General features: G+C 69.1%; 24 protein-coding genes. 13 read left to right on the forward strand and 11 right to left on the reverse strand.

The genetic code is table 11. From position 1 onward, the window contains the following. Nucleotides 1-3: 3 nt before the first annotated feature. Nucleotides 4-489: a DinB family protein gene (locus tag IG65_RS0105260; RefSeq protein WP_030513680.1), complete on the reverse strand. Its 486-nt coding sequence runs from the start codon at nt 487-489 to the stop codon at nt 4-6. A 114-nt stretch (nt 490-603) separates the two neighbouring features. Here IG65_RS0105260 and IG65_RS0105265 point away from each other — a divergent pair, with 114 nt between their 5' ends. Both IG65_RS0105265 and IG65_RS0105270 read left to right on the forward strand, forming a co-directional pair. Next, complete coding sequence (locus IG65_RS0105265; RefSeq protein WP_036523414.1) at nt 604-1,203, forward strand: helix-turn-helix domain-containing protein; 600 nt, start codon at nt 604-606, stop codon at nt 1,201-1,203. A gap of 179 nt (nt 1,204-1,382) precedes the next feature. Further along, nucleotides 1,383-2,186: a DUF5995 family protein gene (locus tag IG65_RS0105270; RefSeq protein ID WP_369801470.1), complete on the forward strand. Its 804-nt coding sequence runs from the start codon at nt 1,383-1,385 to the stop codon at nt 2,184-2,186. Between the two features lie 15 nt (nt 2,187-2,201). Here IG65_RS0105270 and IG65_RS0105275 read toward each other — a convergent pair whose 3' ends face one another. Beyond that, nucleotides 2,202-2,804, reverse strand: a complete 603-nt coding sequence (locus IG65_RS0105275) for a maleylpyruvate isomerase family mycothiol-dependent enzyme (protein ID WP_030513683.1) — start codon at nt 2,802-2,804, stop codon at nt 2,202-2,204. Nucleotides 2,805-2,843: 39 nt separating this feature from the next. After that, a complete protein-coding gene (locus IG65_RS0105280) occupies nt 2,844-3,836 on the reverse strand; it encodes an RNA polymerase subunit sigma-70 (RefSeq protein ID WP_051755406.1) in 993 nt (330 codons plus the stop codon). Nucleotides 3,837-3,899: 63 nt separating this feature from the next. On the opposite strand from IG65_RS0105280, the gene IG65_RS0105285 reads away from it, so the two are divergent. Beyond that, complete coding sequence (locus tag IG65_RS0105285) at nt 3,900-4,685, forward strand: alpha/beta fold hydrolase (protein WP_030513685.1); 786 nt, start codon at nt 3,900-3,902, stop codon at nt 4,683-4,685. Nucleotides 4,686-5,019: 334 nt separating this feature from the next. After that, entirely contained in the window at nt 5,020-6,012 is a 993-nt protein-coding gene (locus IG65_RS0105290) for an LLM class F420-dependent oxidoreductase (protein WP_030513686.1), read from the forward strand. Between the two features lie 10 nt (nt 6,013-6,022). Here IG65_RS0105290 and IG65_RS0105295 read toward each other — a convergent pair whose 3' ends face one another. Next, nucleotides 6,023-6,394, reverse strand: a complete 372-nt coding sequence (locus IG65_RS0105295) for a nuclear transport factor 2 family protein (RefSeq protein WP_030513687.1) — start codon at nt 6,392-6,394, stop codon at nt 6,023-6,025. A 141-nt stretch (nt 6,395-6,535) separates the two neighbouring features. Here IG65_RS0105295 and IG65_RS0105300 point away from each other — a divergent pair, with 141 nt between their 5' ends. From IG65_RS0105300 to IG65_RS0105315, 3 genes are all read left to right on the forward strand, one after another. Beyond that, a complete protein-coding gene (locus IG65_RS0105300) occupies nt 6,536-7,021 on the forward strand; it encodes a GAF domain-containing protein (RefSeq protein WP_030513688.1) in 486 nt (161 codons plus the stop codon). A gap of 615 nt (nt 7,022-7,636) precedes the next feature. Then, nucleotides 7,637-8,122, forward strand: coding sequence for a GAF domain-containing protein (locus IG65_RS0105310; RefSeq protein ID WP_030513690.1), 486 nt, complete (start codon nt 7,637-7,639; stop codon nt 8,120-8,122). A 188-nt stretch (nt 8,123-8,310) separates the two neighbouring features. After that, nucleotides 8,311-9,747, forward strand: a complete 1,437-nt coding sequence (locus IG65_RS0105315) for a glyceraldehyde-3-phosphate dehydrogenase (RefSeq protein ID WP_369801479.1) — start codon at nt 8,311-8,313, stop codon at nt 9,745-9,747. A gap of 10 nt (nt 9,748-9,757) precedes the next feature. On the opposite strand, the gene IG65_RS0105320 is transcribed toward IG65_RS0105315, so the two are convergent. After that, nucleotides 9,758-10,294: a hypothetical protein gene (locus tag IG65_RS0105320; protein WP_030513692.1), complete on the reverse strand. Its 537-nt coding sequence runs from the start codon at nt 10,292-10,294 to the stop codon at nt 9,758-9,760. Between the two features lie 210 nt (nt 10,295-10,504). On the opposite strand from IG65_RS0105320, the gene IG65_RS0105325 reads away from it, so the two are divergent. Beyond that, nucleotides 10,505-10,903 (forward strand): hypothetical protein, encoded by a 399-nt coding sequence (locus IG65_RS0105325; RefSeq protein ID WP_030513693.1) that lies wholly within the window; start codon nt 10,505-10,507, stop codon nt 10,901-10,903. 27 nt (nt 10,904-10,930) lie between these two features. Here IG65_RS0105325 and IG65_RS0105330 read toward each other — a convergent pair whose 3' ends face one another. Beyond that, nucleotides 10,931-12,469 (reverse strand): acyl-CoA synthetase, encoded by a 1,539-nt coding sequence (locus IG65_RS0105330; protein ID WP_030513694.1) that lies wholly within the window; start codon nt 12,467-12,469, stop codon nt 10,931-10,933. 162 nt (nt 12,470-12,631) lie between these two features. On the opposite strand from IG65_RS0105330, the gene IG65_RS0105335 reads away from it, so the two are divergent. The 3 genes from IG65_RS0105335 (at nt 12,632) to IG65_RS0105345 (ending at nt 15,248) form a co-directional block, all read left to right on the forward strand. Then, on the forward strand, nt 12,632-12,943 hold the full coding sequence (locus tag IG65_RS0105335) for a hypothetical protein (RefSeq protein WP_030513695.1): 312 nt from the start codon (nt 12,632-12,634) through the stop codon (nt 12,941-12,943). After that, entirely contained in the window at nt 12,943-13,524 is a 582-nt protein-coding gene (locus tag IG65_RS0105340) for a carboxymuconolactone decarboxylase family protein (RefSeq protein WP_030513696.1), read from the forward strand. Before IG65_RS0105335 ends, IG65_RS0105340 begins: the two co-directional genes overlap by 1 nt. Nucleotides 13,525-13,712: 188 nt before the next feature. Then, complete coding sequence (locus IG65_RS0105345) at nt 13,713-15,248, forward strand: aldehyde dehydrogenase family protein (protein ID WP_030513697.1); 1,536 nt, start codon at nt 13,713-13,715, stop codon at nt 15,246-15,248. Between the two features lie 9 nt (nt 15,249-15,257). On the opposite strand, the gene IG65_RS0105350 is transcribed toward IG65_RS0105345, so the two are convergent. After that, complete coding sequence (locus IG65_RS0105350; protein WP_030513698.1) at nt 15,258-16,151, reverse strand: LysR family transcriptional regulator; 894 nt, start codon at nt 16,149-16,151, stop codon at nt 15,258-15,260. 82 nt (nt 16,152-16,233) lie between these two features. Between IG65_RS0105350 and IG65_RS0105355 the strand changes: the two genes are divergently transcribed. Continuing rightward, nucleotides 16,234-16,719, forward strand: a complete 486-nt coding sequence (locus tag IG65_RS0105355; RefSeq protein ID WP_231509061.1) for a GNAT family N-acetyltransferase — start codon at nt 16,234-16,236, stop codon at nt 16,717-16,719. A gap of 30 nt (nt 16,720-16,749) precedes the next feature. On the opposite strand, the gene IG65_RS0105360 is transcribed toward IG65_RS0105355, so the two are convergent. Beyond that, entirely contained in the window at nt 16,750-17,232 is a 483-nt protein-coding gene (locus IG65_RS0105360) for an LppP/LprE family lipoprotein (protein WP_051755408.1), read from the reverse strand. Between the two features lie 351 nt (nt 17,233-17,583). Between IG65_RS0105360 and IG65_RS0105365 the strand changes: the two genes are divergently transcribed. Further along, nucleotides 17,584-17,880 (forward strand): response regulator transcription factor, encoded by a 297-nt coding sequence (locus tag IG65_RS0105365; RefSeq protein ID WP_030513701.1) that lies wholly within the window; start codon nt 17,584-17,586, stop codon nt 17,878-17,880. Nucleotides 17,881-17,888: 8 nt separating this feature from the next. Here the strand turns inward: IG65_RS0105365 and IG65_RS37610 are convergent, their stop codons facing one another. The 3 genes from IG65_RS37610 to IG65_RS0105380 are packed head-to-tail and all read right to left on the reverse strand — an operon-like array spanning nt 17,889 to nt 20,787. After that, on the reverse strand, nt 17,889-18,932 hold the full coding sequence (locus tag IG65_RS37610; RefSeq protein ID WP_030513702.1) for a hypothetical protein: 1,044 nt from the start codon (nt 18,930-18,932) through the stop codon (nt 17,889-17,891). After that, a complete protein-coding gene (locus IG65_RS0105375; protein ID WP_081879278.1) occupies nt 18,929-20,146 on the reverse strand; it encodes a sensor histidine kinase in 1,218 nt (405 codons plus the stop codon). Before IG65_RS0105375 ends, IG65_RS37610 begins: the two co-directional genes overlap by 4 nt. After that, nucleotides 20,116-20,787 (reverse strand): response regulator transcription factor, encoded by a 672-nt coding sequence (locus IG65_RS0105380; protein ID WP_231509063.1) that lies wholly within the window; start codon nt 20,785-20,787, stop codon nt 20,116-20,118. The genes IG65_RS0105375 and IG65_RS0105380 overlap by 31 nt, the downstream gene beginning before the upstream one ends. Nucleotides 20,788-20,963 lie beyond the last annotated feature (176 nt).

The raw sequence follows: 20,963 nt of genomic DNA on the forward strand, positions 1-20,963 counted from the left end.
AGCTCAGCGCCCGGTCGCGCCGTCGATCAGTTCGCGCAGGATATCGGCGTGACCGGCGTGGCGGCCGGTCTCCTCGATCATGTGGGTGAGGGCCCAGCGGACGCTGGGCCCGGGGCGTCCCGGCCGCGGCAGTGTCGCGGCGGGATCGGTGCATCCGTCGAGCACCCGGTTCGCGTGCTCGACCGCGTCGCGATAGCGGGCGACGACATCGGCCACGCTGTCGTCGGGGGCGGCCCGGAACGTCGCCTGCCAGTCGGTCACCCTGGCGCCGAGGAACATCGAGCGCTCGACGGCGGTGAGATGGACGAGCAGACCGAGCAGATTGGTGCCCGAAGCCACCGCGGCGGCTCGGGCCTGCGGTTCGGGCGCTCCTTCGACCTTCGCGGCGACGGAGGTGCGCAAGTAGTCGAGGAAGCCGCGCAGTACCGCGAGCTCATCGGTCCCGGTCCGCGGCGGCGGAGTGTCCCTTCGGCGGGCGGCGGTGGGCATGGCGGCTCCTTCGCGGTCGAGGGGCGGTCGGATCTTCAGCCTGGCGCCGGACGTGGCGAACTGGCACGGAACCTTGCTGTTCCGGCAAGATGGCCGGAATGGCTGAGGACCCGAATGGCTGAGGACACCGACGAGGTGCTCGGTGCGGTGGGCCCGCGGTTGCGCGCATTGCGCCGCGAGCGCGGGATCACCCTCGCCGACCTCGCGGCGAGCACCGGGGTGTCGGAAAGTACGTTGTCACGCCTGGAGAGCGGGCAGCGGCGGGCGACCCTGGAATTGCTGCTGCCGCTGGCCCGCACCTACGACGTCCCGCTCGACGACCTGGTCGGGGCTCCGCGCACCGGCGACCCGCGCATCCACCTGAAGCCGATCCGGCGATTCGGCATGACCTTCGTGCCGCTGTCCCGGCGGCCCGGCGGCGTGCAGGCGTTCAAGATGATCATTCCCGCGCCCCCGCGACCGCTGGAGCCGACACCGCAGACACACGAGGGCTTCGAATGGCTCTACGTGCTCAACGGCCGGCTGCGCCTGGTGCTCGGCGACCGCGATCTGACCCTGCCGCCCGGGGAGGCGGCGGAATTCGACACGTCGGTCCCGCACTGGCTGGGCAGTGCCGACGGCGGGGTGGTGGAACTGCTCATCCTGTTCGGCCCGCAGGGGATGCGCGCGCATGTGCGTCCCGGCGCGTCCGCCGAGGGAGAGAGCCGGTGGTGAGCGGAAACCGACGACACCGCCGAGGTCGTGCGCACAGTCACGGATCGAACCGCAGTACCGTATCGGCAACACCGCCGTACGTCATCGGACAGGATGGACATCGTATGCTCCGAATCGCGTCGATCGTTGTGGCTCTTGGCTTTTCGTCCCTGATCGCGTCCGCGCCGCAGGCGGGGGCCGTGGCCGAGGCGCAGTGCGGCACCCCGCTGTCCGCCGCGGAGATCCAGACCGTCGCCGCGCTGTCGGATACCACGACCATCGGCGCCGGGCCCACCCTCGACCGGCTCGACGAGGCCGTGGCGCGAAACCATCGGATCGCCGACATACTTGCCTCCCACCATGATTGGCGCGGGTTGTTCGATGTGGGACTCGACGCCGTGGAACAGTCGCCGGTGCTGCCGCTGCAGCACGATCCCGGCGCCTTCGCCGACCCGGAATACGCCCACGCGATCAGCTACGAACTGCTGCGCCGATTCCTGGTGAACCTGCACGCGGAATTCACCGGCGGCACCCCCGAGCCGCACTGGGCGTGGTATTTCCAGCTGGCCGGTCAATGCGACCAGTCGCCCGCCAGGGTCGCGATGGCCGGCTACAACGCACACCTGACGGTCGACCTCGCCTACGCGGTCGCCGCGGTCGGCAGCAAACCCGAGAACGCGCCGGACTTCTTCCACATCGTCGACGCGATCGCCCGCAGCGGCGATCTGATCGTCGATCGGACCAGGCAGGTCTACAACGCCGACCTCGGGCCGCTGTGGCGGTTCTACTTCGTCGGCGAAGGGCTCGACCGGCTGTTCGGTCAGGGCGTGGCCACCGGGCCGCTGCTCGAGGTCGCCGACCTGGGTTACAACGTGGTGGTCTGGACCAACGGGCTGGCATTGCAGAATCCCGCCACCGCCGAGGCCACGCGCGCGGAGATCAACGCCCTGTGGTCGGCCGACGACGCGGCCTTCGCCGTACTCGCACGCCTCGGCGGTCTGTGAGCCCGGCGGGCCCCGTCAGTCGGCGGGCAGCGGGCGGCGGCCGGTGACGGTGAGCAGAATGTCCTTGGCGCACATCGTGATCGGCGTTCCCGAACCCAGCGTGACCGGCGCGTCGGACGCCCGCAGTTGCCGACCGGCCAGGTCGACCCCGAAGTAGCGCAGCGATTTCGGGCTCGCATTGTCGAGCACGAGGGCGATCCGTTCCGGCGGGGCGGGCGGCAGGCCCAGGGGCTCGGTGATGTCCAGGCCGTGGATCACGTCGTGGCTCAACGCGCCGACCACGCCACCGCCCGGCGGACGCCACGGGTGATCGACGTTGTCGCGCAGCGACGCGAGCAGTGCGGCATCGCTCATCCGTGCGGTGTCGGCGCGCGCGGCCCGGTCTGCGTAGCGGTGGAACGAGAAGCGCGCGCCGGCCAGGCCGCGCACGAACGCCCAGGTGGATGTCCGGTAGGGCATCGTCATGTGGGCGAGCACCTCGCGGACTCGCCAGCCCTCACACAGCGAGGGCGCGGCCCACTGCTCCGGCGTGAGGGTGGCGAGCAGATCCGCGAGGCGTCGGCGCTCGGCCACGGTGTGCTCGCGCAGGAGGTCGGTGTCGGTGTCGGTGGAGGTCATGAACCCGTCGTTTCGGTCGTAGGGCAGTGGTCACCTCTGTTACGAACCCGATGGCGGGAATTCATCGGTGGGTGCGCGGAAAATCGGCGGGAGGCCGAATTCGGCGAACCGGTCGCCGCTGCCCAGGTATGTCACCTGCCGCGCGATCGATCCCGACCGCGCCTCGATCGCGAGCAGTGCAAAGGGCCGCAGCACACCGTCGGTGTCGGGGCGGTACTGACCGAATCCGATCGAACCGTTCATCCGGACCGGTATCAGCCGATCGTCGATGCACGCCTCGCCCGCCGCGAAAACCGAGACGACGAGGTCGCGCCCGCTCAGTCGCCACGCGAACGGCGGCATACCGGATTCGGCGTCCTCACACAGCAGCGCGGCGAGAGCGCCGACATCGTGGTTTTCGAAGGCCGCCACGTAGCGCCGGACCAGTTCCCGGTCGCCCGGATCGTCGGGATCGAGCGGATCCGTGGCGGACTGCCGGACCGCGGCCAGGGTGGCGCGGGCGCGTTGCAGGGCGCTGTTGACCGCAGCCGGGGTCACCTCGAGCATGGTCGCGGTTTCGGCGGCGCTGAACGCCAGCACCTCGCGCAGGACCAGCACCGCCCGCTGGCGCGGCGGCAGATGTTGCAGCGCCGCGACGAAGGCCAGCCGCACCGACTCGCGGCGAACCACGCGGTCGGCCGGGTCGAGCACCCGCGCGTCGGGGACCGGATCGAGCCATCGGTCGGCGGGCACCACCGCATCCGGATCGAATCCGGTCGAGACCGGGCCCTCCCACACCAGCATCCGGCGCCGCGCCGAGCGCAGCATGTCCAGGCAGATGTTGGTGGCGATGGCGTGGACCCAGGTCGACAGCCGGCCGCGCCCGGGATCGAAGCTGTCGAATCGGGCGTAGGCGCGGATCATCGTCTCCTGCACCGCATCGTCGGCATCGGCCGACGAACCGAGCAGCCGGTAGCAGTAGCCGGTCAGCGGAATCCGCAGCGCCTCGAGTGCATCGGACTCCGGCAGCGGTTCACTCGCGGATACACTCACCGTCCCATGCTCGCACCCGCGTCCGGCAGGCGACAGCGGGACCGGCCGGGTAGCTTGCCGGTCATGAAGCTGCGCGCGGGCGGGGTCGATTTTCACTACGTGGAGCACGGCACGGGCCGGCCGGTTCTGGTGCTGCACGGCGCCGGTGTCGATCACCGCGAGGCCGAGGCGTGCTTCGACCCGATACTCGGGGACATCGCCGGATTGCGGCGCATCTACCCCGACCTGCCCGGAACGGGATCCACCACCGCACCCGACACGCTGCGCAGCGCCGACGATGCCCTCGAGACGCTGCTGGGTTTCGCGGACGAGGTGACCGGCGATGGTTTCCTGCTGATCGGGCACTCGGCCGGTGGATACTACGCGCAGGCGATGGCCGCGCGGCGTGCCGATCGGGTGGCGGGCCTGGCGCTGGTCTGCCCGCTGTTGCCCGGAGTGCGGGACATTCCCGCGCATCGCGTCGTGGCCGGGCCGGGCGATCTCGGCGACGACGATTTCCGCGGCTACTTCGTCGTCCAAACTCCCGAAATGCTCGACCGCTACGAGCGTTTCGTCGCCCCGGCCGCCGCGCCGGCCGATCCGGCCGCGGCCCGGCGCATCGGTGAGCGGTGGCAGCTGAGCCCGGACGGCGCACCGCCCTATCCGGGTCCGACCACGATCGTGGCCGGACGGCTGGATTCGACGGTCGGTTGCGCGGGGGCGACCGACCTGTTCGCGCGCAGTCCGCACGCGACGCTCGCCGTCGTCGACGAGGCCGGACACGCCCTTCCGCACGAACAGCCGGAACTGCTGCGCGCCCTGCTGGCCGAATGGCTCACGCGCGTGGCGCGCGCCGGCGATCGACCGTGACGTTCACCCGGCCGGTGCCGGCGGAGGCGGGACCAATCCGACATACACCTCGAGATCGAATACCTCGTGGTTTGCCAACGGAACGCTCGGAGAAAGGAACGCTGTGATAAGCGGAATCATCGCGGTTGTCGGAGCTTTGGCCTCGGGTCTCGGATCGATCCTCACCGACCTGATCGGCATGCTCTGATCGAGGCTCTGCAGACCCGGTGAACCGATTCCGGCTTCGCCGGGTCTCTGCGGGCAGTTCGGCGCGCCGAGCGCCGAACTCTCGCCCGCGAGCGCATCGATGGGAAGAGTGGCCGCCGGATCTGTTCTCTCGACGAGGAGGCGCGGCGTGCGTTTCGGCATCTTCATTCCGCAGGGCTGGCGACTGGATCTGGTCGGCATCGAACCGGGGGCGCAGTGGGGTGTGATGCGGGAACTGGCGCAGCGAGCCGACGCCGCGGACGTCTGGGAATCGCTGTGGGTCTACGACCACTTCCACACCGTGCCGGTTCCCACCGAGGAAGCGACACACGAGGCGTGGACGCTCATGTCGGCGTTCGCCGCCACCACGACGCGCATCCGGCTGGGCCAGATGTGCACGGCGATCAGCTATCGGAACCCGGCCTACCTCGCCAAGGTGGCCGCGACCGTGGATCTCGTCTCGGGCGGACGGGTCGAGATGGGTATCGGCGCCGGCTGGTACGAGCACGAGTGGCGCGCCTACGGCTACGGATTCCCCTCCGCAGGTGAGCGTTTGGGCCGGCTGGACGAGGGTGTGCAGATCTTCCGTCAGGCGTGGACCACCGGCACCGCCACCCTCGACGGCAAGTACTTCCGGGTCGACGGCGCCCGGGTGTATCCGTTGCCGCTCCAGGGCGGCGGTATTCCGATCTGGATCGCGGGTGGCGGGGAGAAGGTCACGCTGCGCATCGCCGCGAAATACGCGCAGTACACCAACTTCGCGGGCGATCCCGAGACCTTCACCCGCAAATCCGAACTGCTGCGCGAGCATTGCGCCTCCGTCGGAACCGATTTCGACGCGATCACCCGCAGTGCCAACTTCAACACCGTGATCGGCGCCACCGAGGCCGAGGTGCGCGAACGGCTGGACGGACTCGCCTCGCGACTCGCTCCTGTGCTCGGGGCCGAGGCCGCGCGGAACTGGGTCGCCAACCTCTCCGCCGAATCCCTCGCGGTCGGCACACCGGAACAGATCGTCGAGAACCTGTCCCGGGTCCGCGATCTGGGCTTGTCGTACGCGATCCACAACTTCCCCGAATCGGCATACGACCTCTCCGGTGTGGAGTTGTTCGAGCGTGCGGTGATTCCCGCGCTGCGATGAGCCGCCGCCCTCAGTCGACGCGCACGTCCTCCGGTGACCAGAACGCTCGCATACCGGTGATCCGCGCGTCCTCGTCGAAGGTCATCACATCGATCGGTTCGATCGTCGTTGTGCGGGAACCGGTTTCGGTGACCACCCGGAACCGGAACGCCGCCGCGCCGCCCGCGATCCGCAGGTCGAGCAGTTCGGTGCGCATATGCGCGGAATCCAATGCGCCGTAGAACTTTTCGATCGCCGCCCGGCCGATGTGCGGTGGTGAACCGAACGGATCCTCCACGGTGGCGTCCTCGCTGTAACATGCCGCCACATCGGCGGCGGACCCCGAGCCCACCGCCTCGAGATACCGATGCACCGCTGCTCGAATCCGTTCCGCTGAAGCCATGGGACAACGAAAACACGGATCCGGCGCGGTGCCGCGGACCGATCCCGCCTGCCGGGACGGTCGGCGCGCCGCCGACGGGGCATCCGAAGCCGCCACCAGGAAAGGGATACGCATGAACCATCGCATGGGCGCAGGTGCGGTATGAGCGCCGCCGACGACCACACGGACGACGAACGCTATCGGGAGCTCGCGGCGTCGGCCCGATCCCTGCTGGCGGGGGAACACGACCGGATCGCCAACGCCGCCAATCTGTCGGCGCTCGTCTATCACGGTCTTCCCGGTCTGAACTGGGTGGGGTTCTATTTCTACGACGGGAGGGAGCTGGTGGTCGGCCCCTTCCAGGGCCGCCCGGCGTGTGTGCGGATCGGGCTGGATCGCGGTGTGTGCGGTGCGGCGGCGCGGACTCGCCGGACTCAACGCGTCGCCGACGTGCACGCGGTGCCCGACCATATCGCCTGTGATCCGCTGAGCAGATCGGAACTGGTGGTGCCGCTGGTGTCGGAGGGCACGCTGCTCGGCGTCTTCGATCTGGACAGTCCCGAACTCGACCGATTCGGACCGGTCGATCAGCGGGGCCTGGAGGAGATCGCGGCCATCTATCTCGCGTCGGTCGAGGGGAGGGACTGAGCGGACGTCCGGCTGGAAGTCGCTGTGCTGCAACCGAATCGGAGGCGTGTTCCGGGTGTCGCCGGTCGGCTACGAGGCCGCCTGCATCGCCGGCCGGAAGGCCTGGGGGCTCGGTCGGCCCAACGTCCACCTGGCCGCGGCCAGTGCCTCCGCACACGACGCCTTCAGGCGTAGATGCTGGGGGCGGGGATAGCCTGCGGCGTCGACTTCTGCCCGCAGCCCCACGATTCGACGTTCCAGCAGGCGTGCGTCCGCAGTCTTCAGCCCGCGCCGCGCAGATGTCAACGCGGTCAACACTCTGCGCTGGAGATCGTCCATACAGCACACCTCCTGTGGTGATGGGCCTCGACGGTGACGAGGTTCGTTCCGGTGCGGATTATCGATGAGTACCCCGGCGACGCGCCGTGAAAACGGCGCTCCCCGTTCGAGGCGCAATGAGGCAAACGGCTTGTACCGGACGAACATTCGTCCTCCGCGCCGGCGGGCTCGCCGGGACGAGGTTTGCCGCGGCGAGCAGCGGGGCACTCGAAGACTGGTCGTCATACCTCGGCTCCGCTTTGCCGGGCCGGTATGTCGCCGGTGTTGTTGACTCATCGCGTCGGATCGAGGTCCGTTATGCACAGTGACCCACCCGGTCGCACCGGTGCGTCGCCTGTTTCGGCGGCCGGAGTCGCCGCACTGCTGCGTGCCCTGCCCGGCTCACCGATGGCCGGGGTGACCGCGCACGGCGGAACGGTGCTCGAGATCGTCGCGGCGACGACGCATCGCGCGCGAATGGTCGAGGAGGCTCAGCTGCTCCACCCCGACAGCCCCGCTCGCGAGGTAGCGGCGACCGGCGTGCCGATCGTGATCACCGATCTCGCGGGCAGTTCGCGCTGGCCGGGGTGCGGCGCGGAACTGCGGTTGTGGGGAGTGCAGGCGGTGCAGTGCCAGCCGCTGTCCGACGACGACGGTTCGGTGGTCGGGGTGCTGAGCATCTATACCCCGGCCGCGAATGTGCTGAGCGAAGAACTCGCCGACGCACTGCACCCGGTGTGCCGTTGTGCCACCGACCTGTTGCAGACCCGCCGCCGCAATCCACCGCGGCTGCGGGGGGACTGACGGCGGTACACCGCCGCGGCGGCGGTGTGGTCGCCGCCACTCGAAAGCTCACCGCCGGGGATCCGCCGTCGGTGATATCCGGGCCCTCATTAGCATCGACGTGGCGTACCCGTCGAGGAAACCGAGGACCTGCGTTGACTACCGAACAACTTGACCGCTGGAACGCCCAGGAAGCCGCCGCGGAGGCGATGATCCCCATCATCGGCACGTTGTATCGGGCGAAGGGTGTGACGGTCCTGCTGCACAGCCGGTCGCTGGTGAACCGGTCGGTGATCAGCATTCTGCGGACACACCGGTTCGCCCGCCAGATCGAGGGCGAAGAGCTGTCGGTGGACGAGACGCTGCCGTTCCTGCGCGTCCTGGACGAACTGGATCTCGGCCCGTGCAAGATCGATCTCGGTCAGCTGGTCGTGGCCTATCGCGCCGACGACCGCGGGCTCTCGGTTCGTGAGTTCGCCGAGGTGGTTCTGGCGGAGGTGATCGGCGGCAACAAGGCGCAGTCGCCGGGTCCGCGCGATGTCGTGCTGTACGGCTTCGGCCGGATCGGCCGGCTGGTCACCCGCCTGCTCATCGAGAAGGTCGGCTCCGGCAACGGGCTGAACCTGCGCGCGGTGGTGGTTCGCCGCGGCGGTGACGGTGATCTGGCCAAGCGCGCGTCGCTGCTGCGCCGGGATTCGGTGCACGGGCACTTCAACGGCACCATCAAGGTCGACGCCGACAACGACACGATCATCGCCAACGGCAACGTCATCAAGTTCATCTACAGCGACGATCCGACGACCATCGACTACACCGAATACGGAATCGACGACGCGATCCTGATCGACAACACCGGCAAGTGGCGCGATCGCGACGGGCTGTCGCAGCATCTGCGCCCCGGCATCGCGAAGGTGGTCCTCACCGCGCCCGGTAAGGGCGACGTCCCGAATATCGTGCACGGCGTCAACCACCGCGACCTCGATCTGACGCAGCGAATCTTCTCGTGCGCCTCCTGCACCACCAACGCGATCGTGCCGCCGCTCAAGGCCATGGACGACGAATTCGGCATCACCCGCGGCCACGTGGAGACCGTGCACTCGTTCACCAACGATCAGAATCTGCTGGACAACTATCACAAGGCGGACCGCCGCGGCCGCTCCGCGCCGTTCAACCTGGTTCTCACCGAAACCGGCGCCGCCTCCGCCGTCGCCAAGGCGATGCCGGACTTCAAGGCCAAGATCACCGGTAACTCGATTCGCGTCCCCACCCCGGATGTGTCCGTCGCCATCCTGAACCTGCAACTCGAACGGGAGACGACGAAGTCCGAGGTGCTCGAGTACCTGCGGCAGGTGTCGCTTGCCGGCCCGCTGAGCCGCAATCTCGACTACATCGCCGCGTCCGACGTGGTGTCCAGCGATTTCATCGGCTCGCGCGCGGCGTCGATCATCGACGCCAACGCCACCATCGTCGAGGGCGACACCGCGATCCTGTACTGCTGGTACGACAACGAATTCGGTTATTCGTCCCAGGTGGTCCGGACGGTGCAGTACATCTCGGGTATCGAGTACCCGACCTACCCGCAGTTCGCGGATCGGTCGCAGGATGCCGCCGATGTGCGCGCGCTCGCGGCGGTCGAGGCGGGGTAGCCGCGCCCGGTCAGTGGGTGAGGACGACCTTGACGACGACCACCGTCGTCGCGACGGCGGTCAGCAGGAGTGCCGTGAAAATGGTCGAGCGGCCGGGTCTGGCGCCTTTGAGCCGTTCGATGACGAAGACGATGCCGCCGATGCGGACGAGCATCGCCACCTCGGCGACGATCTGTGCGGTGCGGGGTTCGAGCCAGTCGACGGCGGCGCCCGCCAGGATGATCGACGGCAGCACGGCGGAGCTGAGAATCGGCACCGAATCGCGCAGATCCTCCCACCGCTGCCGCGGCGTGAGCGCGCGGTTCTCTCGCACGGCCTGGCCGACGCCCTCGGCGAAGGCGTGCGCGACGAAGGTGGACAGCGCGGTGCCGACGACGACGAGGATTCCGACGTGCTCCTCGGTGGTGGTCACCGGGATCAGCGCGGCGAGGATGAGGATGTTGCCGTAGACGTAGGCGCTGATCCGGCTGGCGGCATTGCTGCGGTCCAGCGGATTGCGCCGGGAGAACAGGGGACCGTGGAGCAGTGCGTTGCGGCTGCCGTCCATGAGTCTCCCGTTTCTGATCGTCCGGTGCGGGGCGCGGCCATGGGTCGGGCACGGGTGGGGCAGGCGGGCCGCCGCGAACAACCCTAGGACATCGGTGACCTGCCCACCTGGCGGTGCGGCGCGTTCGTCTGGTTTGCTCTGGCAGAGCCGGGCATTCGGGCCCGGCGCGTGCGTGAGTGCCCGGCGACAGGTGGAACGCGAGGTCAGGTTATGGGGTTCGGGGACGGCGGTCCGGCGGGGGAGCCGCGCGGCGTGACCGGGGTGGCCCTGTGGGTCGGTGTGCTGTGGGGTGCGCTGGTGGCCGTGCTCACCGCACCGCTCGCCGCGGCGGTGGTGGCGAGCGTGTATCGGTTCCCGATTCCGTTCGGTGAGTACGCGGAAGGACTTCGCGAGGCGGTGAACGCCGCGCTGGCCGCGGTGTTCTATCTCGTGATGGGCGGCGGCATGTTGCTGGCCGTGCTCGGTGGTGCGGCGGGGTTGATGATCGTGCGCGCGCACGGCCGGCGGCTCGGGCGTTCGCTGGCGCTCACCTTCGCGGCGGGGTTCGGGCTGGCGGTGCTGGGCGCGTTCGCGCTCGCCCTGCTCGAGCACGTCATCGGCCCGTGGTGACGAGCCCTGTAATGACCGCCGGTCCGGTCAATCCGCCGTCGTAAGTGGTTCGCGCAGTTCGCGTTTGAGTAGTTTTCCGCTCTGGTTGCGGGGCAGCGACTCGGCGAAGCGAATGTTCTTGGGCACCTTGAAGGGTGCGATCAGCTCCTTGACGTGCGCGATCAGCGCATCGGCCGTCGTCTCGCGGCCCTCGTGGAGCACCACGACAGCGGTGACGGCCTCGATCCACTTCTCGTCCGGGGTGCCGATGACCGCCACCTCGGCCACGGCGGGATGGGTGTAGAGGGCGTCTTCGACCTCGCGGGAGGCGACGAGGATACCGCCGGTGTTGATGACGTCCCTGATCCGGTCGACGACGGTGATGTACCCGTCGGCATCCCGCGTCACCAGGTCGCCGGAGTGGAACCACCCGTCGCGGAAGGCCTCCGCGGTCGCCTCGGGATTGTCCCAGTACCCCCGGCACAGCTGTGGCGAGCGATAGAGGACCTCCCCCGGCTCGCCGGGGCCGACATCGTTGCCGTCGGGGTCGACCACACGGGTTTCCACGAAGAACACCGGCCGCCCGCACGACGACGGCCGCTCGGCATGTTCCTCCGGGCGCAGCACCGTGGCCAGCGGCCCGATCTCCGACTGTCCGAAGCAGTTGTAGAAGCCGAGGTCGGGATAGCGTTCCCGCAGCCTGTTCAGCACGGTCACCGGCATGATCGAGGCGCCGTACTGGGCCTTGCGCAGCGAGGACAGGTCGCGGCGGTCGAGGTCGGGGTGGTTGGACAGCGGCACCCAGACGGTCGGGGCGAGGAACAGCGAACCGATCCGGTCCTGTTCGACCCGGCGCAGAATCTCCGGGATATCCGGGGTGGCCATGAGGTGCACGGTCGCGCCGACCGCCAGGTAGGGCAGCATGAACACGTGCATGCCCGCCGAGTGGTACAGCGGCATGGCGACGAGCGGATTGTCGTCCGCACGCAGGTCCAGCGCGATCACCGACGAGACGTACTCGAAGACGAGCGCCTCATGAGTCATCATGGCGCCCTTGGGTTTCGACGTCGTGCCCGAGGTGTAGAGCAGTTGGGCCAGATCGGTGGCGGACGCCCGGGACGAGAAGTCCGAGACCTCGTCCGCGGCGTCGGCGACCTCCCGCAGCGATCCGTCGGCATCGCGCAGGGGTACCACGTAGTCGACCGCGGTGAGTTCGCCCCGCACCTGATCGAGCGTGCCGATCAGCGCGGGATCGGCCAGGACGGCCCGCGCGCCCGACTGGGAGACCAGGTAGCTCAGCTCCCCGCCCTTCAGGGCGTAGTTCACCGGTACGTGCACCAGGCCTGCCCGCGCGCAGGCCAGGAAGCCGATCACGTACGCGTCGGAATTGGTGCCGTAGGCGGCGACCCGATCGCCCGCGGCCAGGCCGAGGTCGAGCAGATGGGCCGCCACCCGGGTGATCGCGGCGTCGAGTTCCCGGTAGGTGTAGGCCCGGCCTTCGAATGTCAGCGCGGTGCGGCCCGGGACCTTCGCCGCCGAACGGTGCAGCACGCCGTCGATGGTGTGCGTGCGGGGATCGAGACTCATAGGCCGGAGATTATAGGACGTCCAACTAGTTTGGTGCGGAATTCGCGAGCCTGTTCTGCCGGTCGAGCCTGCGAACCGGCTCCCTGGGCGTACATTCGTGTCCGTGGCGCCTGCCCGTCACGGCTCGCGTCCATGACACGGAACCGGCTGCGAGGAGGCGAGATGGCGCAGGGCAAGCGCGAGGTGTTCCGGGCTCTGGTGGAGCGGATTCGCGACGGCGACGGCAGCACCCCGCGGGAGCAGCGGGCGCAAGCCTTCGGAAACGCCGGACCGCCTCCGCTGCGTGAACTCGTCGACAAGGTCGCGACCCGCCCGACCGAGGTGACCGATGCCGACTTCGCGGCGGCGCGGGCATCGGGATTCGGCGATGACGAACTCGTCGAACTGGTCATCGCCGCCGCGGTCGGGCAGTCCGCACGGCAGTACGACGCCGGGCTCGCGGCGCTGGCCGAAGCGACCGGGGAGCGTGGCTGATGCGGCCGGACGTCCTGAACCACGGCTATCGCCCCGGTACCAAACTCCTGTTCAAGGCGATCCGAGTGTTCTCCGGTCAGCCGCTGCCCGATGCCGCGAAGCTGGTGTTCTATCGACCGGATTTCTACGGCACGCGGGCGAAGGCGTTCACCCACGCGGCGATGCGCGGACCCTCCGAATGGTCGGTCGCAGACCGGGAGCTGATGGCCGCGTACGTGTCGAAGGTCAACGACTCCGCGTTCTGCATCGGTGCCCACAGCGCGACCGCGAGGCGCGCGTATGCCGACGAGGCGAAAGTTCGTGCGGTGCTCGATGATCCGGACTCCGCGTCGATCGACGCGGGCCTGCGCGCGACGCTGCTGCTCCTGGGCAAGCTGACCCGCGACGGGGAGGTCGATGCCGACGACGTCCGAAAGGTCCTGTCCGCCGGAGTGTCGCCACAACAGGTCGAGGACGCCTTGGCCGTCTGCGCCGCCTTCAACACGACCAACCGGCTCGCCGACGCCTTCGGATTCGACGTCCTGGGTCCGGACGGTTTCGACGCGGGCGCGAAATACCTGCTGAAGCGAGGCTATCGGTAGCGAGCGGGAGCGGTCCGCGGATGTCTGTCCGGTGGAAATCTAGAACAAGTTCTCGCAATGGGTAGACAGTTTTGGTAAGTTGTCTACTAGTTCACGAGGGTTTCGCCGTGCCGTCGATTCGGTTGCGGCAAACCTTGTGTCACAACCGAAATCGCACTGGAACGCCAGCTCCGACCGAGGGGAAGACCATGGCCATCGTCCACCCACTGCCGACGACCGAGGGTGACCGGCGCACGCTGGCGCTGGACAGTCCGGTGGATCGCCGGCGCATCGGCGAACTCGAGGTGGACACCACCGCCGAGGTGCAGAGCGCGGTCGCGCGCGCCCGCGCCGCCCAGCCCGCCTGGGCCGCCCGCAGCATCGCTGAGCGCGCCGAGATCGTGCGCGCCGCCATCGGTGTGATCGTCGCCCGGCGCGCGGAGATCGCCGAGACCATCCGCACCGAGACCGGTAAGCCGGAGGCCGAGGCGCTCGGCGTCGAGATCGTGCCCGCCTGCGACTTCCTCAACTACTGGACCGCGCGCGCCCGGCGTGATCTGCGCTCGCACCGGCAGCGGCTGCACGGTTATCTGAAACCGATGAAGAAGCTGTACATGCAGTATCAGCCGCTCGGCGTGATCGGCGTCGTGACGCCGTGGAACGCGCCGTTCGTGCTGTCGCTCAATCCGGTGGTGCAGGCGCTGGTCGCCGGCAACACCGTGGTGTTCAAACCGTCCGAGGTGACGCCGCGTTCGGGGGAATGGGTGGCGCGGGTGCTGCACGAGGCGGGGGTGCCCGAGGATGTCGTGCAGGTGCTGCACGGCGACGGCGAAACCGGTGCGGCACTGGTCGATTCGGATATCGACAAGGTGTGCTTCACCGGCAGTGTCGGCACCGGCCGCAAGATCGCGGCCGCCTGCGCGACCCGGTTGCTGCCGTGCACCCTGGAACTGGGCGGCAAGGACGCCATGATCGTCTGCGCGGACGCCGATCTCGAGCGCGCCGCCGCCGGCGCGGTGTATCTGTCGATGTTCAACACCGGCCAGGTCTGCATGAGCGTGGAACGCATCTACGTGGTCGACAGCGTCGCGGACGAGTTCATCCGGCTGGTCACCGAGAAGGCGGCGGGGGTCACCTATGGTCCCGGCGACACCGATATGGGCCCGTTGTTCTGGGATCGCCAGCGCGACATCGTGATCCGGCACATCGACGACGCGAAGGCCAAGGGCGCCGACATCGTGGTGGGCGGCGCGGCCGACACCGGCGAGGGCCTGTACTTCCAGCCCACCGTCGTCGTCGGCGCGCACCACGACATGGACTTGATGACCGAGGAGACGTTCGGTCCGATCACCACCATCATGCGGGTCCGTGACGAGGACGAGGCCATCCGGCTGGCCAACGACTGCAAATACGGGCTCAGCGGCTCGGTGTTCACCAAGGACGCCGCCAAGGCCCGGCGCATCGCGGCCCAGCTCACCACGGGTTCGGTCGTGCACAACGACGCGGCCGTCATCTACGGTGTGCCCGAGGCGCCCTTCGGCGGGCGCAAGGACAGCGGCGTCGGCCAGGTCAACGGCCCGGGCGCGCTGCGCAGCTTCACCCATGCCCAGCCGGTCCTGATCGACCGCTGGCAGTCCAAGCAGGAAAGCATCTGGTACCCCTACTCGGAGAAGACCATTCGCAACCTCGACGGTCTCATCCGCTACGGGTTCGGCAACAAGATCGTGCGCAAACTGCTGTCCTGACGGGTGCGCTCACGCTGCGGCGGCGCCGGGCAACAGGGCGAGCAGATTGTGGACCAGCGCTCGTTCGTCGCCGGTGCGGTGCGCGGTGTAAATGGTTGTGTCCGCGTCGGTTTCGGTCAGCGGGATGATCCGCGCCGAAGCCGGCGCCGTGAAGGTGGCGCTGCGCGGCGCGACCGTGATGCCGAGGCCCGCGGCCACCAGATAGAGAATGATGGTCCAGTTGGTGGCCTCCTGCACGATGCGCGGGCGGCGGCCCGATCGCAGCAGGGGAGCCAGGTTCCGGTCGTGGGCCAGGGAGCCGGCGGCGCGCGGGAAGAAGACCATCGGGTGATCGACCAGCTCGGCCCCGGTGACGGAATCGCGCCCGGCCAGCGGATGGTCGTCGGGCACCACCGCGACGAACGGCTCGGTCATGAGTGGTGTGATGGTGGTGCCCGGCCGTGGGTCGGGATCGCGCACGATCGCGAGGTCCAGGGCGCCGTTGGCGAGCCGCTCCATCAGGTGGCTCGTGAACCCCTCGACCAGGTCGACCTCGACGAGCGGATAGCGGTCGCGAAACGCGCGCACCCCGCGCAGGGGCTCGAGCGGCAGTACCGACGGCACGAAGCCCAGGTAGAGCGTCCCCTGCCCGCCCTGCCCGATCCGCGCGACCTCGGCCAGATCGCGTTGTGCGTGCCCGAGCAGGGCCTCGGCGCGATCACGCAGGACGGCGCCGGCGGGAGTCAGGGCCACCGTGCGCGAGGTGCGATCGAACAGGCGGGCGCCGAGCAGCGTCTCGAGCCGCCGGATCTGCTGGGTCAGGGCGGGCTGGGCGATGTGCAGCCGGGCCGCGGCACGGCCGAAATGCAATTCCTCCGCGACCGCCAGGAAGTAGCGAAGGTGCCGCAGCTCTACTCCGTCCACAGGCCGCCATCCATAAGTTCACGGTATCAATCGGAGCTATCGAATATTGGACGCTATGGGTTCCGGCGCGCATCCTGGTGACGTGATTCTCGTCGAACCGATGTCCGGGCCGGCCGACGCCGCCGCCTTCGAAGAACTCAATCTGGAATGGATCACCGCTCTGTTCGGCGTCGAACCGGCCGACCTCGCCACGCTCGGCAATCCGCAGCGGATCGTGGCCGGCGGCGGGCAGGTGCTGATCGCGCGCGACGGTGACGACCGCGTCGGGTGCGTCGCGCTGGTCGCGGAGGGTCCGGGCGTCTTCGAAATCTCGAAGATGGCGGTCGCGCCGCGGGTCCGGGGCCGGGGCATCGGCCGTCTGCTGCTGAACGCCGCCATCGACCACGCTCGCGCATGCGGCGCGACCTCGCTGTTCCTGGCGAGCAACGGGCGCCTGGCCGACGCCGTGCACCTGTACGAATCGGTGGGATTTGTCCATGTGCCGCCGGAGCAGCTGCGGCCCATTCCCTACGATCGTGCCGATGTGTTCATGAAATTCGATCTGGCGAAACAGGTTTCGTCCGTCTGAACGCCCGGCGGCCGGTCCGGAATCCGGCGATCAGTTGATCGGCGGACGCCCCTGCATGTCCACGCCCGAGCCGTTCCAGTGGAACGACACCGTCGTCGAGGTCCCGTCGGGGCAGGCGTTGCAGCTGCCGGGGGTCTTGTAGGTCAATACGACGGTGTCGTCGGTACCGGCTCCGGTGTCGATCGTGGTGAACGCCTGGGCTTTCGGTGTGGCGGTGCCGACGTAGTCGCCCTTGTGGAACAGCAGCGCGTGCTCCGGTGAGCTCGCGGTGGCGCGCTGAATCGTGACCACCACGACCGACAGTGTCGAACACCGGTTGTAGGTGCCGCGCAGTGCGGGCGGGTCGTCGTTCCATGCCCAGGTGTCACCGCCACCGGCGTCGTAGGGCGGCAGGGTGGCTACGGCCCGGCGAATCTCCGGCGCCGAGAGGTCGGTCGCGCAGTCCGCCGAACCGGGCGTCGTGACGGGGGAAACGGTTCCCTGCGTGGTGGGCGCCACCCGCGTCGGCGACACTGCCGCCGCGGTAGCGGAACTTGCAGTGGCGGAGGCGTTTTCGGGCCCATTGCCACATCCGGTCGATAAGGCGAGAGCCACGCCCACGATGACCGGCAGACAGGCCCGCCGGAGTTGTCGGCTCGGGAGGCGAGAGGCGGCGGAGCGTTGCGCGGCGACGGTCATCCGTCGAGTGTGGCGGATCGACGCGGTGAGTCCCTTCGTTTTCCGAGCGAACGGTGACCCCAGTTCTCGGGTCAAGCAACTGGAACCTGCCGGGCGGCCCGGCAACTGCGTAGCGTTTCCACGCACACGTCGCCGGGGACGGCGACGCCGTCGGCTTCTGCAGAACAGGAAGACATCGTGTCCGAATTGTCGCCGGTTCCGGCCTGTCTCGCCCACGCGATCGCCGATCGCACAGCGCCCGCCGCTGCTCCGGAACCACGGCCGCAGCTCAGTGCCAGAGAAGTGGAAGTACTGCTCGCGTGGATCCTCGGGGAGACCAAAGGCGAGGTCTGCCGCACACTGTTCATCGCGCCCGGAACGGTCAACACGCACCTCGCCCGGATCCGGGAGAAGTACCGCGCGGCCGGTCGGCCGGCGCCGACGAAGGCCGCGCTGCTGGCACGCGCCCTGCAGGACGGGTATCTGAACCTCGACGACATCTGAGGTCGCGGTTACGGATCGGGCCGCAGCGCCGGGCGTGCCGGGGTGTCGATCTCGATCCGGCGGATGCCGGAGCGGGGATCGTTGACGACGATGGTGGCCAGAATCGCCCTGTGCGGCGGCAGGATTCGAACGTGAGCCGTCCCGGCGGACGCGGTGGTCAGCGCCGCGGCGACGGTACCGAGTACCCGTCGGCGGGTGGCGGCGGGAAGGTCGTCGAGGCCGTGGTCGTCGATCAGGACGACGTCGACGCCGCGCAACCGCGCGTGGCGCGCCGCTGTCGTGACCGGTTCGGCGGCGAGTGCGGGGGCTCGCAGCGTATCGCGCAGATGTGCCTCGATCAGCCGGCAATCCTCGCGGGTGCGCTCGTCGAGGGGCTGGGGGCCCGCGATTCGTTCGAGGATGGGGCGGACCATATCGTCCAGGCGCTGGATCTGGGCTCGTCGTTCGTCGAGTGCGGCGGCCGCGGCGGCTTCGGAGCCCACCTGCCGCGTCGACTCCTCCCGCAGCCGGAAAATGGCCCGGGCCGCCGGGCGCAGGGTGTAGGCGAAGAAGGTCGCCATCATCAGCGGGCCCAGGTTGATCACCGAAATCGCCACGCCGTGACCGAATCCCTGTCCGCTCTGCCACGACCACACGGCGGAGGTGGCGATCAGCGACAGCAGACCGGCCCACGCGGCTCCCGTGCGTCCGCGCACGCACATGAAGGTCGCGGTCACGGTGCCGGCCCCGAACGACCACAGTTGCGCGACCGAGGTCGGGGGTATCGGCAGGTTGAACAGGGTCAGAGCGGCTGTCGCCGGAATCGAGGCGGCCAGCGCGGCGGTGGCGGGCAGGGGCAGCGGATCGGGGCGGATGCGCAACAGTGCCGCGGTCGCCGCGACGGTGATGGCCAATCCGGTCGGTACCGGCCACAGGTGGCGGGTCTGTTGTGCGGACGAAAGGCTCAGTGCCGCTTCCGAAATCAGGTAGAAGGCCGCGATCAGCCAGGCCGGCCGGGTGTCCATGCCGAGCAGGGTGCGAGCATCGCGCACCGGACCGGTGGCGGCGCTCATCGCTCGTCCGCCTGCCAGGACAGGTGAATCCGGGTGCCCGCGCCCGGACGGCTCCGCACCTCGACGTCGCCACCGGGCAGGCGGCGCACCCGTTCCACGATGCTGACGGCCAGACCGAGGCGGTGCGACGGAACCTTCGCCGGATCGAATCCGCGGCCGTCGTCGGCCACGGTGACCTCGATCCGGCCGTCGGCGAATCGCAGGCTCACCGTGCGCGCGGCGTGTGCTCCGGCGTGAATGACGCTGTTGCGCAGGGCTTCCGCGACGGCCGCACCGAGGATCTGTATCGGTTCGGCGGGGAAGTAGCGGTCGCCGGTGGCCGCGTCCTCGCTCACCGTGACCGGCAGCCGGTCGTCGACATCGGCGACCGCGGTGCGAATGTGCGCGGCGGCCGTCGACGCCGTAAAGCCCTGCGCGCCTTCGGAACCCACGTCGCCGAGCTTGGCCAGCGCCAGTCCGGCCTGGTGGCGCACCTCCGACCGCTGCGTTCCCCGCGCGGCCGCCAGCAATGTCGACATCACCCAGTCGTGCAGCAGGGCGTTGAAGCGGGCGCGTTGCACGGTGCGCGCGGTGGCTGCCGCGGCGGCGGCCGCGGCCTCGTGGGCTTCGGTCCTGGTCGCGTCCAGAATCCGTCCGGTGCGCATCGCCATCAGCCCGGCGGCGACGAAGAGCAGGCAGAAGCTGATCGCGAACATCAGATCCGGGACGAAGCGGCCGTTGTGGCCGGGCGCGCGGCAGACATGGTTGACGATCTGGACCGGAACCACCGCCGCGAGCAGGACGGCCACCGTCCGGCCCGCCGGCCAGACCAGCGCCGCGGACAGTCCGGCCAGGCCGGGAATGGTGGAGATCCACGCATCGGCCTGCAGCAGTTCGCCGTTCCACGCCACGGGCCACAGGACGGCCGCGACCACGAAACCGAGCGCGGTGACGGCGGCGGTCGCGCGGACCCACCGGAGGTCGGAATGAAACGAGAACAGGCCCATCACGATCGCCGGGCCGTAGACGATGCCCACCGCGAGCACCGTCCACCAGAGGGCCAGATCGTCGGCTTGGCTGGAGATGGTCGCGGCCATCAGGAACAGATAGGCCACATAACCGGAGGAGAGGAAGCGGGCGAACAACCGGGTGATGCGGTCCTCCGCCGGGCCTACCGTCGTCCGGGGGTGACCGGCGTCCGGAGCTACCGGCGTCGACGTGGTATCGGCAGCCACCCGTCCTCCAGAGCACGTTTGAACAGTTCGGTTTTGGTGCGCGACGGCCGCCCGGCCTCGGCGTACTTCTGCCGGATCCGGGCCAGATAGGCGTTGACGGTGTCTTCGGTGAGGCCGGTGAGCCGCGCGACCCGGGCCGCCGATTCGCCCGAGGCGTACAGGGCGAGCACGTCGCGCTGGCGAGGGCTGAGGGTGACCGTGGCGAAGTTCTCGTCGGAGTCGATGGCGACCGCCCACTCCGTCGTCGGCACCTGGTGCCCGGCCGCGGCGTCGCGCACCGCGGCGGCGACCACCTCGTCGCGTTCGGATTTCCGCACGACTCCGAGAACGCCGGCCCGGGCGGCGGCGCGCACCAGGAACGGTTCGTCTCCGGAGGTGAACACGAGGGTTTCGATGCCGGCGGCCCGCAGTTGCTCGATATTGGTGGCGGGGGAGGAACCGTCGGGTAGTCGCAGATCGAGGACGACGAGCCCCAGATCCGTTGTGACGGAGAGCAATTCCGCTACCGATGCGGCGGTGGCCGCGATGGTCACGGTGGGCTCACCGGCGAGTATCTGGCGCAGACCGGCGATGGTGACCTGGTGATCCTCGACGACACCGATGCGATAGGGGGCCCCGGCCGCGACATTCTCCTGCATCATGCCCCCTCCTGTTGCCGACCCGCGCCCGGCTGTGCCGGTCTCGGCGCGCGAATCCGCCGACGAATGATGATTGTTATTCACTCCGCCGGGGTAATTCATTACGTCCGGCCGCTCGGGCATTCACGGACAATTGACCAGTTGTCGTGCGAAACGCCGACTGACGCACTCGCCGCGGC

The organism is Nocardia sp. NRRL WC-3656 (assembly GCF_000720265.1).
In the GTDB taxonomy this organism is placed as follows: domain Bacteria; phylum Actinomycetota; class Actinomycetes; order Mycobacteriales; family Mycobacteriaceae; genus Nocardia; species Nocardia nova.

Bases quoted from the DNA above. Each gene is read 5' to 3' on its own strand.
- IG65_RS0105260 (WP_030513680.1), bottom strand. From the start codon at position 489: ATGCCCACCGCCGCCCGCCGAAGGGACACTCCGCCGCCGCGGACCGGG.
- IG65_RS0105265 (WP_036523414.1), top strand. From the start codon at position 604: ATGGCTGAGGACACCGACGAGGTGCTCGGTGCGGTGGGCCCGCGGTTG.
- IG65_RS0105275 (WP_030513683.1), bottom strand. From the start codon at position 2,804: ATGACCTCCACCGACACCGACACCGACCTCCTGCGCGAGCACACCGTG.
- IG65_RS0105285 (WP_030513685.1), top strand. From the start codon at position 3,900: ATGAAGCTGCGCGCGGGCGGGGTCGATTTTCACTACGTGGAGCACGGC.
- IG65_RS0105295 (WP_030513687.1), bottom strand. From the start codon at position 6,394: ATGGCTTCAGCGGAACGGATTCGAGCAGCGGTGCATCGGTATCTCGAG.
- IG65_RS0105300 (WP_030513688.1), top strand. From the start codon at position 6,536: ATGAGCGCCGCCGACGACCACACGGACGACGAACGCTATCGGGAGCTC.
- IG65_RS0105310 (WP_030513690.1), top strand. From the start codon at position 7,637: ATGCACAGTGACCCACCCGGTCGCACCGGTGCGTCGCCTGTTTCGGCG.
- IG65_RS0105315 (WP_369801479.1), top strand. From the start codon at position 8,311: ATGATCCCCATCATCGGCACGTTGTATCGGGCGAAGGGTGTGACGGTC.
- IG65_RS0105320 (WP_030513692.1), bottom strand. From the start codon at position 10,294: ATGGACGGCAGCCGCAACGCACTGCTCCACGGTCCCCTGTTCTCCCGG.
- IG65_RS0105325 (WP_030513693.1), top strand. From the start codon at position 10,505: ATGGGGTTCGGGGACGGCGGTCCGGCGGGGGAGCCGCGCGGCGTGACC.
- IG65_RS0105330 (WP_030513694.1), bottom strand. From the start codon at position 12,469: ATGAGTCTCGATCCCCGCACGCACACCATCGACGGCGTGCTGCACCGT.
- IG65_RS0105335 (WP_030513695.1), top strand. From the start codon at position 12,632: ATGGCGCAGGGCAAGCGCGAGGTGTTCCGGGCTCTGGTGGAGCGGATT.
- IG65_RS0105340 (WP_030513696.1), top strand. From the start codon at position 12,943: ATGCGGCCGGACGTCCTGAACCACGGCTATCGCCCCGGTACCAAACTC.
- IG65_RS0105345 (WP_030513697.1), top strand. From the start codon at position 13,713: ATGGCCATCGTCCACCCACTGCCGACGACCGAGGGTGACCGGCGCACG.
- IG65_RS37610 (WP_030513702.1), bottom strand. From the start codon at position 18,932: ATGAGCGCCGCCACCGGTCCGGTGCGCGATGCTCGCACCCTGCTCGGC.
- IG65_RS0105380 (WP_231509063.1), bottom strand. From the start codon at position 20,787: ATGATGCAGGAGAATGTCGCGGCCGGGGCCCCCTATCGCATCGGTGTC.